This is a genomic window from Pelovirga sp. (assembly GCF_059864205.1).
In genome coordinates, this window is record NZ_JCBCBS010000109.1 from 1 (window position 1) to 13,254 (window position 13,254).

The 13,254-nt window shown below is 53.3% G+C and carries 13 protein-coding genes; 8 read left to right on the forward strand and 5 right to left on the reverse strand.

Features of this window, described 5'->3' with window-relative positions; translation table 11 throughout:
* From lpdA to AC6F7T_RS07035, 8 genes are all read left to right on the forward strand, one after another.
* Positions 1-1,490: dihydrolipoyl dehydrogenase (lpdA, locus tag AC6F7T_RS07000; protein WP_500717338.1), on the forward strand; the 1,490-nt coding region annotated here is incomplete at its 5' end.
* A gap of 241 nt (positions 1,491-1,731) precedes the next feature.
* Positions 1,732-2,598, forward strand: coding sequence for a DUF547 domain-containing protein (locus tag AC6F7T_RS07005; RefSeq protein ID WP_500717340.1), 867 nt, complete (start codon positions 1,732-1,734; stop codon positions 2,596-2,598).
* Positions 2,599-2,655: 57 nt separating this feature from the next.
* Entirely contained in the window at positions 2,656-3,540 is an 885-nt protein-coding gene (locus AC6F7T_RS07010; RefSeq protein WP_500717342.1) for a patatin-like phospholipase family protein, read from the forward strand.
* Positions 3,541-3,597: 57 nt separating this feature from the next.
* Complete coding sequence (locus AC6F7T_RS07015) at positions 3,598-3,825, forward strand: hypothetical protein (RefSeq protein ID WP_500717343.1); 228 nt, start codon at positions 3,598-3,600, stop codon at positions 3,823-3,825.
* Between the two features lie 203 nt (positions 3,826-4,028).
* The gene (locus AC6F7T_RS07020; protein ID WP_500717345.1) at positions 4,029-5,405 is read left to right on the forward strand and encodes a hypothetical protein; all 1,377 of its coding nucleotides are present in this window, start codon (positions 4,029-4,031) and stop codon (positions 5,403-5,405) included.
* Positions 5,402-6,250, forward strand: a complete 849-nt coding sequence (locus tag AC6F7T_RS07025; RefSeq protein ID WP_500717346.1) for a metallophosphoesterase family protein — start codon at positions 5,402-5,404, stop codon at positions 6,248-6,250. The genes AC6F7T_RS07020 and AC6F7T_RS07025 overlap by 4 nt, the downstream gene beginning before the upstream one ends.
* 60 nt (positions 6,251-6,310) lie before the next feature.
* A complete protein-coding gene (locus AC6F7T_RS07030; RefSeq protein ID WP_500717348.1) occupies positions 6,311-6,769 on the forward strand; it encodes a DUF302 domain-containing protein in 459 nt (152 codons plus the stop codon).
* A gap of 264 nt (positions 6,770-7,033) precedes the next feature.
* Positions 7,034-7,903 carry an aminotransferase class IV gene (locus AC6F7T_RS07035; RefSeq protein ID WP_500717350.1) on the forward strand — a complete coding sequence of 290 codons (870 nt, stop codon included), beginning with the start codon at positions 7,034-7,036 and terminating at the stop codon, positions 7,901-7,903.
* Between the two features lie 143 nt (positions 7,904-8,046).
* Here the strand turns inward: AC6F7T_RS07035 and cysS are convergent, their stop codons facing one another.
* The 5 genes from cysS to AC6F7T_RS07060 form a co-directional block, all read right to left on the reverse strand.
* Positions 8,047-9,498, reverse strand: a complete 1,452-nt coding sequence (gene cysS, locus AC6F7T_RS07040; RefSeq protein ID WP_500717352.1) for a cysteine--tRNA ligase — start codon at positions 9,496-9,498, stop codon at positions 8,047-8,049.
* Between the two features lie 182 nt (positions 9,499-9,680).
* Positions 9,681-11,348 (reverse strand): glutamine--tRNA ligase/YqeY domain fusion protein, encoded by a 1,668-nt coding sequence (locus AC6F7T_RS07045; protein ID WP_500717354.1) that lies wholly within the window; start codon positions 11,346-11,348, stop codon positions 9,681-9,683.
* 14 nt (positions 11,349-11,362) lie between these two features.
* Entirely contained in the window at positions 11,363-11,875 is a 513-nt protein-coding gene (ispF, locus tag AC6F7T_RS07050) for a 2-C-methyl-D-erythritol 2,4-cyclodiphosphate synthase (RefSeq protein WP_500717387.1), read from the reverse strand.
* On the reverse strand, positions 11,875-12,645 hold the full coding sequence (ispD, locus tag AC6F7T_RS07055) for a 2-C-methyl-D-erythritol 4-phosphate cytidylyltransferase (protein WP_500717355.1): 771 nt from the start codon (positions 12,643-12,645) through the stop codon (positions 11,875-11,877). The genes ispF and ispD overlap by 1 nt, the downstream gene beginning before the upstream one ends.
* A 47-nt stretch (positions 12,646-12,692) precedes the next feature.
* Positions 12,693-13,172 (reverse strand): CarD family transcriptional regulator, encoded by a 480-nt coding sequence (locus AC6F7T_RS07060; protein ID WP_500717357.1) that lies wholly within the window; start codon positions 13,170-13,172, stop codon positions 12,693-12,695.
* Between the last annotated feature and the right edge of the window lie 82 nt (positions 13,173-13,254).

The window sequence follows — 13,254 nt, forward strand, 5'->3', positions numbered from 1 at the left end:
TAGGAGTGGATATGATGAAAAAACGCAAACGACTGAAGGATTATCCCAGACCGAAAACCTTTGATTACAATATTGTCGTTCTTGGTGCCGGGTCTGCCGGCCTGGTCAGTTCCTATATCGCTGCGGCGGTGAAGTCCAAAGTCGCCCTGATTGAGCGCGACAAGATGGGAGGCGATTGCCTGAATACCGGCTGCGTACCGAGTAAAGCTCTGATCCGGTCGGCTAAAATTCTTAACTATGGCCGCCGAGCCAGTGAGTTTGGCTTGCGCCGCACGGATATCAATTTTGATTTTTCCGAGGTGATGGAGCGGGTGCAGCAGGTCGTAACCAAGGTTGAACCCCATGATTCGGTAGAACGCTACACTGATCTCGGGGTTGATTGTATTAAAGGCGAAGCGCGTATCACCTCGCCTTATACGGTGGAAGTGAACGGCCGCACCCTGACCACCCGTAACATTATCGTCGCGACCGGAGCTACCCCCTTTGTGCCACCGATCCCGGGGCTGGATCAGGTCGATTATCTGACCTCGGACAACCTCTGGCAGTTACGGGAATTACCAAAGCGTCTGGTGGTGCTCGGCGGTGGTCCCATCGGTTGTGAAATGACGCAAGCCTTCGCCCGATTTGGTGCGCAGGTGACCCAGGTTGAGATGGCTCCCCATATTATGGGGCGGGAGGATGCGGATGTCGCCGAATTTGTCCGTGAACGGTTTGTCACTGAGGGGGTGCAGGTTCTGACCAGTCACGCAGCTAAAGAGGTGGTTGTCAGGGGCGAAGACAAACTTCTGGTTTGTGAGCACCAGGGAGAACGGGTGGAGATCCCCTTTGACCAATTGCTGGTTGCCGTCGGCCGCAAGGCGCGGGTGGCCGGGTTTGGCCTGGAAGATCTGGGCGTCCGACTGAACGACCGTGGTACAGTTGACGTCGATCCCTTCATGCGCACCAACATCCCCAATATCTTCTGTGCCGGTGATGTTACCGGCCCCTATCAGTTTACCCATACCGCCGCGCACCATGCCTGGTATGCTGCCGTCAACGCGTTGTTTGGCGATGTTAAGAAGTTCCGCGTTGATTATCGCGTCATCCCCTGGTGTACTTTTACCGATCCCGAGGTTGCCCGCGTTGGCCTCAATGAAGCCGACGCCCGTGCCCAGGGAATCCCTTATGAAGTGACCCGTTTTGAGCTGGAAGAGCTCGATCGCGCCATCGCCGAAGAGGAAACCCACGGCTGGGTCAAGGTTATCACCCCACCTGGCAAGGATAAAATCCTTGGTGTCACCATTGTTGGTACTCACGCCGGTGATCTGATTGCAGAATATATCCTGGCGATGAAGCACGGTCTGGGCTTGAACAAGATTCTTGGCACCATCCACCCCTATCCGACCCTGGCGGAAGCCAACAAGATGACGGCCGGTGAGTGGAAACGAGCCCATGCCCCGGAAAAACTGCTGGCCTGGCTGGAGAAATATCACGCCTGGCGGCGGGGGTGAACCGGGGGTGGCTCAAAACCGGTTAACCCTTGTTAGTGCCTGAACAAAGTTGATGGCGTCGCAAAAACTCACCAGCTGCTGCGTTGCCGCCATCGGCTCACTGCTTCGACGTAGGTAAGTACTCCTCATTGTTCAATAATGGCGCTCCTTGCATATGGCGTTTTTAGCCTATCATCCAACCTGATGTTTTTTTGCGAAAGCATCAACGTTGATCTGTAGAAATAACCTTGTGGAGGAACGTATGCGTTTTTTGCACTGGTTGTATCCGGTGTTGGTTTTTTTGGTGGTGATGGTTTTTTCAGCAACGGCCGGTGTTGCTGAAGACAATAGTGAATTAGAAGGGCTCTATGCCCCCTATGCCGAGATACTGCAGCGTTTTGTCGTGGAAAAAGATCTGCCGGGAGGTGGCCTGGTATCAGCCTTTAACTATGAAAAAGCCCTCGCTGACAGTGATACGTTCGCATTGTTGAATCAGCAAAAAGCTAACCTGGCCGAGTTTAATCCCGGTAGCCTGACGGAACAATATCAATCCATCGCCTTCTGGCTGAATGCCTATAATTTTTTCATGATCGAACATCTTCTGACCCATCCCCTTAAAGGACAGCTGGTCGCTTCCGTCTGGGATTATGGCGGGCGCTATAATCCCTTAAAAAAGCACGTTTTTGAGCTGGAGTTGTTCACTGTCGGCGGTAAAAAATACAGCCTGAGTGCCATCGAAAAAGATATTCTGCTCGGTAGCGAGTACCAACGCAAGGGGTGGAAGGACGCCCGCGTTCATTACGCGGTCAACTGTGCATCGGTCGGCTGTCCGCCCTTAAGAAAACACCTTTATACCCCAACCAACACCAATGATCTGATGACGGCCAACACGGTTCGTGCATTCAAGACCCAACGCCAGTTACACATTGACGGGCGCACCCTGATGCTGTCCGAATTGTTCAAATGGTACGCAGATGATTTTATTGAAGCGGCCGGCAGTATTCGTCAATTTATCAAAGCCTATACCGATGAAGAACGTCATCCGCAGATCGATCAGACCGATCGGATAGGTTACATCGATTACGACTGGTCCCTGAACAGACCGGAAAATTTCAGCGAATTCAGATAAGTCTAGGTCATAAGACCATGAACCGGTTGATGTACCTTTAAGAGGGAGGTTTTCACCATGGGAACTCATCACAAGACGGCTCTTATTTTTGCCGGTGGTGGCAGTCTTGGCGCCATTCAGGTCGGCATGCTCAAGGCCCTGGCTTTCCATGGTGTTCAGCCCGATTTACTGGTTGGTTCATCCGTCGGCGCGATCAACGCCGCCTACTTTGCCGCCGACCCTTCGCCTCAGGGGGTTGCGGGGCTCGAAGCAATCTGGCGTAGCCTGACCCGGGATGAGGTATTCCACTACTCCTGGTTTGGTGTATTAAGAAGCCTCTTAAGTAAACGAACCCATCTTTTTGATGAAAAAGTCTTTGTCCAGTTTCTGTCCAGACGTTTGCCTTACCGTGATTTCCAGGAAGCGAACGTACCGATTCATATTATTGCCAGCGATTTTGTCAGCGGCGAAGAGGTGGTGCTTGAGCGCGGGGACATTCTTTCCGCCTTGCTGGCCAGCGCCGCTATTCCCGGGGTTTTCCCCCCGGTTAAGATTGACGGTCGCTACCTGATTGATGGTGGAGTGGCTAATCACACTCCGGTTTCAACCGCCATCAGGCTCGGTGCAACGCGTCTGATTGTCCTGCCGACCGGCTTTACTTGTGAGCCGGTTTTGCCTCCTACGGGCGCCCTGAGTATCGCCTTGCACGCGTTAAATCTGATTATTGCCAGGCAATTGCTACAGGATCTGGAAGGCCATCGGGATCAGGCCAAGATTGCGGTTGTGCCCCCCTTATGTCCCTTGCGTACCAATCCCCTCAATTTTCAAGCGGCCGGAGCTCTGATTGATGACGGGTTTGCTGCGACGACAAGCTGGCTGGAGCAGGATGGTCTGAATAGGTGTTCTTCTTTTGAGTGCCTCAAACAACATCTTCATTCACCTCAGGATACAGCCTCTGTCTGAAAAAGCTGATGAGGCGATGAAGCAATAGCACCTGGAATCCGTTGCACAGGAGAAATCATGATGACAATTTATATCAGTGTGGCCGTCTTGCTGGGTCTGGCATATTTTCGCGTTCAGCTGTGGCTCTGGTCGCTGATTCTGGTGGTCGGCATCACTGTGCTTGCCTACGCCTGGGGCGCACCCGCCGGCATCAGCGTTGGGGTAGCGGCTGTTGCGGCGGTGGCTGCGGTGCTTCTTAATGTGCGTCCACTGCGGCGCGAGGTGCTGACCAGACCGCTGTTTTAAGTTGACCTACTCTTATATCTATCAGACCCGCCAGTCAGTTTGATACCCAGAACGATAACCAAACTTATGGTTTATTGAGTTTGGCCTGGTCTTTTTAATCATTGGCATGAATGATGTGGCTGTCGACGTGACAGTCTCCACTAGGGGGCCATGCCTGACGGTTGATTTTCATTAAGCGCATTCAACTTCCAGGGAGTTATTACATGGATTACGTTCTTCCCGCTTTTGCCGGTTTTGTCGCTCTGGCTTCGGTCGTGCTCTCGCCTCGCGCCGAGAGTGAAGGTGCCTTCTACCAGGGCCTTGGTGCCAACGGCAGTCAACCGGGTCTGCTGAGTCTGACCTTTTCCCAGGTCACCACCTGGATTTTTGCCCGCTCGCTGATGAATGCCGCCATTCTCGGTTTCTATTACGGCATCTGGGGCACGCTGGCCTATGCGTTCTATTACTTCTCATTTCTGACCGGTGGCAAGATCGTTGACAGCTTACGCTTTGAACATGGCTTTCACAGTGTTCAGGATTTTCTGCGCTCCCGTTTTGGTCGTTGGGGAACGGGTTGTTACAATTTTGTCATCGGTATTCGTCTGATCAGTGAGGTGTTTGCCAACCTTCTTGTTATCGGCATTTTGTTTGGTGTCGCCGGCAGTCAAGCCTATACGCTGACCATTATCGGCTTCTCGGCGGTTACTCTGCTATATTCAATGCTCGGAGGCTTAAGTGCCTCATTACGCACCGATGTATTTCAGATGGTCATTTTTCTCGGAACATTGCTGATGCTGTTAGCTCTGGTGGTTGGTAGCCAGGCTGTGCAGTTGCAGGATCTCTGGTTCAAGCCGTTTGTTTTTGATCAACCCGGACCGATCCTGATGCTGGTGGCGCTGCTGCAGGTCTGGAGTTATCCGATGCACGATCCGGTGATGATGGATCGCGGTTTTCTCGCTGATCGGGAAACTACCCGTAAAAGTTTTCTGCATGCCGCCTGGATCAGTATCATCTGTATCATCGCCTTCGGTTGTCTCGGTGTGCTGGCCGGAGCCCACGCCACTCAGGGGGCGAGCATGAACGAAACCCTGATGCAATTGCTCGGCAAGGTGCCGATGCTGTTTTTTAGTGCTGCACTGGTTATTTCGGCCATGTCGACACTGGACAGCACCCTGTCGAGCTCCGCCAAATTGCTGGCTGTCGACATGCGAATAATGAAGATGACGTTGCGCAACGGTCGGGCGGTGATGGCGGCGTTCATGCTTGTCGGTTTGTTGCTGGTTTTCTGGGGGAATAATGATTTGTTCAGTGCGGTCGCCGTGAGTGGAACGGCCTCACTTTATCTGGCACCGGTCATTTTCTTCTCGCTCTGGGGCAAGCGCCGGGATATTCCGCTCTGGAGTTATCTGCTCAGTTTTGTTCTGGCATTAACCGCCTCGGCTCTCTATTTCACTGAGTCGAGCGGTTATAGCAGCCTACTAGGTGATGCTCATAAATATACCAAGTTGCTTTATCTGACCGTGGCGGTCATGGGCTTCGGATGCCTTGGTTTCTGGATCGGCGGTAGAAGAAATTCTGAACATCAGGAGAAAACGTCATGAATATGGCAAATTCCGTTGACCTGGGCGAAATGGCGGGAACGGTACTTGTTTTTGGCGGCCCTTACAGTAATCTGGCAGCAACAATGGCTCTGCGCGAGCGCGCCAATCAGCTTGGCATTCCGCCGGAAAGAACAATCTGCACCGGTGACCTGGTGGCTTATTGTGCGGAACCGGTCGAGACGGTCGCCCTGATCCGCGATTGGGGAATTGCCATTGTTAAGGGCAACTGTGAAGACTCCCTTGCTCAAGGCACACCGGACTGTGGGTGCGGATTCGATGAAGGAACAACCTGTTCGCTACTGTCTGATAATTGGTATCGCTTTGCCGACCAGCATGTGTCCGAAAGTGACCGGAACTGGATGCGAACCCTGCCGGATTCCATCCTTTTCAGTATGAAAGGTAAAAGTATTCGCGTCATTCATGGTGGCGTTCAGCAGATCAACCGTTTTGTTTTTCCCACAACCGCAAAAGAGATCAAAAAAGAGGAACTTGATCTGGCGGGAACCGATATCGTCATCGCTGGCCACAGCGGTATTCCTGACGGGCAAGCCATCGGCGCTGGCTTTTGGCTCAATGCTGGAGCTATCGGGCTTCCTGCAAACGATGGTACATTGGATGGGTGGTACCTGCTGCTGTGCCCTGAAAAAGAAGCGGTAGTGTGTCGCTGGCAAAGGCTCTCTTATCCGGCAGCACGCACGGCGGAAGTGATGCGATCAAGAGGATTGGTCAACGGGTATACGGATACTTTGTACACCGGCCTTTGGCCGAGCATGGACGTACTGCCGGAGGCGCAGCGTCAATTAAAGGGACGACCGATTATGATGAACGAGCTAACCTGTTGCTGACGAAAAGCGTCACGGACGATGAATCTGAGATAAACCGCGCACAAAAAAAGGAGTCCTAAAATGAAAACAATTTTTGTGGCAACGCTACTATTAATGATGACCTTCACTGGCGGTTTTGCTGCCGACGGGCTTGTCAGTGTAAAAAGTCCTTATTCAACCATACAGACAATGGACCGTCTGGAAGAAATAGTCACTCAAAAAGGGTTAACGGTCTTTGCGCGCATCGACCATGCCAAAGGAGCCCAACGTATCGGAAAGTTTCTGCGCCCAACAGAGCTCCTGATGTTCGGCAACCCACAAGGAGGTACACCTTTTATGGAATGTGCCCAAACCGTGGCGATAGATCTGCCCCTCAAAGCGCTGGTCTGGGAAGATCAGCAGGGACAGGTCTGGCTCAGTTACAACGAGCCCGGCTACCTGGCTGCGCGGCATGCCGCCGGGACTTGTCCGGTTGTCGATAATCTGCGCAGGGCGCTGAATGGCATCAGTCAAAAGGCCGTAGAAACTGAGGCAAAATAAGCCGAAGAGACTGCCAATGCAACACTTTAATTATTCACCCTGTCATCACATGTCGTCATCTCAGACAGAAGTTTTCGAGGATGACGAGAAAAAGGTCCAGGCACGATCATTTCTATTTTGTTGATAATTTTACAGTCCGGTTAAACAGCCTTGGCTTCTAAATATTAGCCCTTGCTTAGTTTCCAGGCAATACAAATTTAACCTGGTGTGGCACACATTTTTGGGGTAAGGCTATAACGTAAAAAAAATCAGTGAGGTGCAGGGATGAATCTTGTTTATCTGAATGGCCAATTTATCGAAGAAGATCAGGCCTGTATTTCGGTACTGGATCAGGGGTTTCTCTATGGTGACGGAATTTTTGAAAGCTTCCGTTCGATGGGCGGCAAGCTGTATCAGTTTCCCTTGCACTATCAGCGACTGGTTCAGTCGGCCCAGGCACTATCTTATCCACTGTTGTTTGCGCAGCACGAGCTGGAGCAGCAATTGCTCGAACTGCAGAATCGTAACCAGCTGGTTAACGGCTACTTTCGTATCACCATTACCCGCGGATTGGGGCAGATCGGATTTTTGCACGACATGGAAAGCGCTTTGACCTGCCTGATCATTGGCAAGGAATTCAAAGGTATTGATGAGCCACTGTATCAGCAGGGCGTGCCCCTGACGGTAGCGCAAACCCGGCGCAATGCACCGGAAGCCATTAATCCCAAGATCAAATCCATCAGCAACCTCAACAGTCTCCTTGGTAAACTCGAGGCCAGGGCCGCCGGGGCCATCGAGGTAATCATGCTCAACAGTCGCGGGCATCTGTGTGAGGGATCGGCGTCCAACCTGTTCTGGGTACGCGACGGTTGGGTTTTTACCCCCGATGTGTCTACCGGTCTGTTAGAGGGGGTGACGCGTTCAACCATCATGCGACTGTGTGAAGAGAGGCTGAATTTACGAGTGATTACCGGTGAGTTCCGCCTGCAGGATCTGCACTACTCCGATGAGGTGTTCATCACCTCCACCTCCCTGGAGGTGTTACCGGTGGTGCGGGTGGATGATTTTGTTATCGGTAAAGGGGTGGTTGGGCCGGTGGCGCGGGATTTACGCCGGGAGCTGCAGCGGGATATGGGGGTGGGTGTACTGGTATAATGAAGTAGTGAGGTGGTATGGGGTCGAGACTCCCATACCAAGGGACGCTTTTCGCCGTCCATGGCCGCTTGACTGTCGCCATCCCTGGCGACAGACACCCTTGTTATGGGAGCCCCGACCCCCTTGCAGTATCTACGCGTTTTTTATTTTAACTTCCAGCTCGTTCCTTCACGACTATCCAGCAGTTCAATGCCACGTTCTTCCAGCTCAGAGCGGATCTGATCGCTGCGCTCGAAATCCTTGATCTGACGGGCCACCAGACGCTCGTTGATCAGGGCCTCTATCTCTTCCTTACTGATATCCAGCCCTGCCAGTCCTGCCATGCGCACCCGCTCAAGCCATTCTGCCGGTTGTGAGCCAAGAATGCCCAGAACGCTGCCAAGTTCAATGATGGTGGCGTGGAGATCCTTGACCTGGGCGACCAGTTCCGGCTTTTTCGTGAACTTTTTGGTGGCGATCAGGCGGTTGATGGTACGTACCCCTTCAAACAGATAGGCTATCGCCAGGGCGGTGTTGAAATCGTCATTCATCGCCTCGACAAACTGCTGTTTGAGCTCGGCTCCCAGGGTACTGGGAGGGGCCGCGGGATCAGCGGGAATGGCGGCGGTGGTATGTTCGGCGCTCTGCAGGGCCTCGTAGAAGCGGCTCAAGCCGGTACGCGCCTCTTTCAAATTGTGATCGGAAAAGTCGATGGGTGAGCGGTAGTGGGCGGTGAGGATGAAAAAGCGCACTACTTCCGCATCGTAGACTTTGAGAATGTCACGGATGGTGAAAAAATTGCCCAGGGACTTGCTCATTTTCTCCTGATTGACATTAACAAAACCATTGTGAATCCAGTACTTGACGAATGGTTTGCCGCTCGCCCCCTCGCTTTGGGCGATTTCATTCTCATGGTGGGGGAAAATGAGATCGCGACCACCACCGTGAATATCAAAACTGTCGCCGAGCAGCGAAGAGCTCATCGCCGAACATTCAATATGCCAGCCCGGTCGTCCCGGTCCCCAGGGGGAGTCCCAGCTGGGTTCCCCCGGTTTGGCGGATTTCCACAGGGCGAAGTCCATCGGGTTACGCTTCAGTTCCCCCGGCGCAATTCGCGCGCCGGCGAGCATCTCATCCTTATTGCGCTTGGAAAGTTTGAGGTAGTCGGGAAAGCCGTCCACCTGATAATAGACATCGCCACCGGCCTCGTAGGCCAGCCCCTTGTCGATCAGTTGTTGGCAGATGTCGATAATCTCACCAATATAGGCGGTGGCGCGCGGTTCATGGGTCGGTTTGACCAACCCCAGAGCGTCCATGTCTTCATCGAAAGCGCGGATAAATTCTTCCGCCAGTTCCTGGCTCGGAATCCCCCGCTCGTTGGCGCGGTTGATGATCTTGTCGTCCACATCGGTGTAGTTACGCACGTAGGTGGTGTCGAAGCCGATGTATTGCAGGTAGCGGAAGATCACATCGAAAACAATATTGGCGCGGGCGTGACCGATGTGGCAGTAGTCGTAGACAGTAACGCCACAGACATACATCTTGACCTTGCCCGGTTCTAAAGGCTCAAAATCTTCTTTCTTGCCGCTCAAGGTATTGTAAACACGTAGACTCATAGTTGTCTCCAAAGATTCAGGATTACCACTTAAGCTCACCCTGTTTTGTCACCCTGCGCGAAGCCGCAGGGACCAGATGAGATGGCTTAAATAGATTCTGCGGCTTCGCATTGCTCCGCGCAGAATGACAGCTTCGTAGGTTGACACGGAAGCAACCAACTCTGTGTCTTAAGTGGAGAATATTACTCTTTAATCTTTTCCCAGGTATCGCGCAGGGTCACGGTGCGGTTGAACACCGGCTGCCCGGGCTGGGAATCCCTGCTGTCGATGGTAAAGTAGCCGACCCGTTCAAACTGAAAGGTCGCGCCCATTTCCTCATTCAACAGGCCCGGCTCCGCTAAACCCTCTGTTATTGTGAATGATTCCGGGTTGAGGGCAGCAAGAAAGTTATCCGCTTTATCCGGGTTTTCGAGTTGAAACAGGCGATCATACTGGCGGATCTCTACTGGTTTGGCATGGCGGGCGGACACCCAGTGAATAATCCCTTTGACCTTGCGCCCATCCGCCGGGTTTTTGCCCAGGGTGTCAAGGTCGGCACTGCAGCGAAGTTCGATCACTTCCCCCTGTTCATCGCGGATCACTTCATCGCAGCGGATGATATAGGCATTGCGCAGGCGTACCTCCCTGTCCGGTCCCAAACGGAAGAATTTTTTCGGGGGGTCTTCCATGAAGTCAGCGCGCTCGATGTAGATTTCGTTGCAGAAGGGCAATAGCCGCGTCCCGGCTTGAGGGTTCTGCGGATGATTGGCGGCCACCAGCTCTTCAGTTCGGTCTGTCGGGTAGTTGGTAATAAGAACCTTGAGAGGTTCCAGAACGACCTGACGTCGCGGAGCGGTTTCGTTAAGTTGTTCGCGCACACAGTCTTCCAACACGGAGAGATCAATCCAGCTGGCTGAGCGCCCGACACCGATGCGTTCGCAGAAGGTGCGGATCGCTGCCGGGGGGTAGCCGCGGCGGCGCATTCCCACCAGGGTCGGCATGCGCGGATCGTCCCAGCCACTGACGTGGTTTTCCTTGACCAGTTGCAGCAGCTTGCGTTTGCTCATCACCGTGTAGCTCAAATTGAGGCGAGCAAATTCGATCTGCTGCGGCGCAAAGATGTTGAGTTCGCGGATGAACCAGTCGTAAAGCGGACGGTGATCTTCAAATTCAAGGGTACAAATCGAGTGAGTGACCCCTTCGATGGAATCTCCCTGACCATGGGCGTAGTCGTACATCGGGTAGATGCACCAGTTGTCACCGCTGCGATGATGATGGGCATGAAGAATCCGGTACATGGCCGGGTCGCGCAGATTGATGTTGGGCGAGGCCATATCAATTTTTGCCCGCAAAACATGGCTGCCGTCGGGGAATTCTCCCTGTTTCATCCGTTCAAACAGATCGAGATTTTCTGCGACAGAGCGGTCACGGTAGGGGCTGGCAATACCGGGCTCGGTCAGGGTGCCGCGATTAACGCGCATCTCCTCGGCACTCTGGCTATCGATATAGGCCTTTCCCTGTTTGATCAGTTCCACCGCCCACAGGTAGAGCTGTTCAAAGGTGTCGGAGGCGTAATAAAGGTGTGTACCCCAGTCAAAACCAAGCCACTGGACATCCTCTTTAATGGCGTCAACGTATTCGGTCTCTTCCTTGCTCGGATTGGTATCGTCGAAGCGCAGATGACAGCGTCCGGCGAACTCCTGCGCCAAGCCAAAGTTCAGGCAGATGCTTTTGGCATGGCCGATATGCAGATAGCCATTAGGTTCAGGGGGAAAGCGGGTGACGATGCTTTTGCGGCGACCACTGGTGAGATCGTCACTGATAATGGTGCGGATAAAGTTGGAGCCAGATGCCATCTCCGGGGTTGTCATGGATTACCTCAATATCAGGTTAACAGCGTGGCGCGGCGCGCACGGTCAGCTTGCGGTGGACGAACGATCAGGGCGACGGCATAGGCGGCTATCCCCTCACCACGGCCACAAAAGCCCAGTTGCTCGGTTGTGGTTGCTTTGACATTGATCTGTGGCAGGGGCACCCGGCAATCTGCGGCAATGTTCGCCATCATGGTCGGGATATGGGGCGCCAGTTTTGGTTGCTGACAGACGATGGTTGCGTCGATATTGCCCAGTAGATAGCCCTCTTTGGCGATCAGTTTCATTGTCTGACGCAGCAGCACACGGCTGTCACATCCTTTGTAGGTCGGATCTGAGTCGGGAAAATGGCGGCCAATATCGCCGCGACCGGCAGCACCCAAAAGGGCGTCACAGATAGCGTGCACCAGCACATCAGCGTCGGAGTGACCCAGCAGGCCCAACTCATAGTCGATAGTAACTCCACCGAGAACCAGTGGTCGTCCGGCAACCAGCTGGTGAACGTCGTATCCCTGACCGATGCGTATCATGCCGATTTCTCCTGATAGCTGTCAAGCAGTGCTGTAGCGATCAGCAGATCCGCCGGCGTGGTGATTTTAATGTTGCGATCCTCTCCTGCAAGCACCCGTACCCTATAGCCGGCAGCTGCAACCAGGGCGGCGTCATCAGTCGCGGGGACGCTGTTGCAATCCTGTTGCTGAAAAGCTTTGTGGAGGATATCGAACCGAAACCCCTGTGGGGTCTGGGCTTGCCACAGCTGGTCACGCAGCGGAGAAGCGACAATTTGCCCCTGTATGACTTGCTTGATGGTGTCTTTTGCCGGAACGGCAACAATACATGCTCCGCCGGCGCTGATGTCGTCCAGCAGTGCGGGGAGCAGGTTGGGGTTGAACAGGGGGCGGGCACCGTCATGGATCAGGATGGGGCGTTCCGGCTGGTCATAGCCATCTTCAGCCAGGGCCTTAAGGCCGTTGCGCACCGAGTCCTGACGCTCTTTGCCGCCAGTAACCAGGCGGCGAACGCGCGTAAATCGATATTTATCCAGAATTTCGCGGCGGCAATAATCGCTATCATCCTCCGGCACAATGGGATAAATTGCCTCCACCAGAGGGTGTTGATCGAACAGAGCGATGGTGTGCGCGAGCAGCGGTTTGCCGTGCAACTGCAGATATTGCTTGCTGATTGCGGTTCCCATGCGGCGCCCTGAACCGGCGGCAGGAATCAGCACAATAGCTTTTAAGTCTGAAGATGGCGGTGTTGGCAACAATGGCTCCTCAATGTAAAAAAGACCAGGCACTATAGCACCTGGTCCTGTTTTTTTGAAATGAGAATTCACCTATAAAATCAGTGGAAGATGTTTTCCAACCGCTGCATGACTTGATCTTCTTTAGCTCCCTGGGCGAGAGCGACTTCGGTTACCAGCAGTTTGCGTGCCTGCTCGAGAACCTTTTTTTCGCCGTAGGAAAGCTCCTTGGCGGTCTTGATCTGGTAAAGATCACGCAATACCTCGGCAACCTCCAGCAGATTGCCGGTTTTCAGCTTATCGTTGTACTCGCGCTGACGGCGGCTCCAGGAAGCGATTTTGCCATTTTCGGTGCGTTCTGCCAAGGTATCAAAGATGCCGGTAATACGCTGCTGGTCAATCAGTTGACGCATGCCGACACTGGTGGCATTGCCGACGGGCACCATAATCCGCATGTCGCTATCGACCAGTCGCAGGATATAGTACTTCAGGGTTTGGCCGGAGTATTCCCGGATTTCAATATCCTCTATCACCCCGACCCCTTGGGTCGGGTACACTGCCATATCACCGATTTTAAACAAAATGAAACTCCTTTGTCTTGTCCTGTGAAGACTAACACAAAGGGGTCGAGGGGTCAATGCCTGATTTTATGATAAATATCTG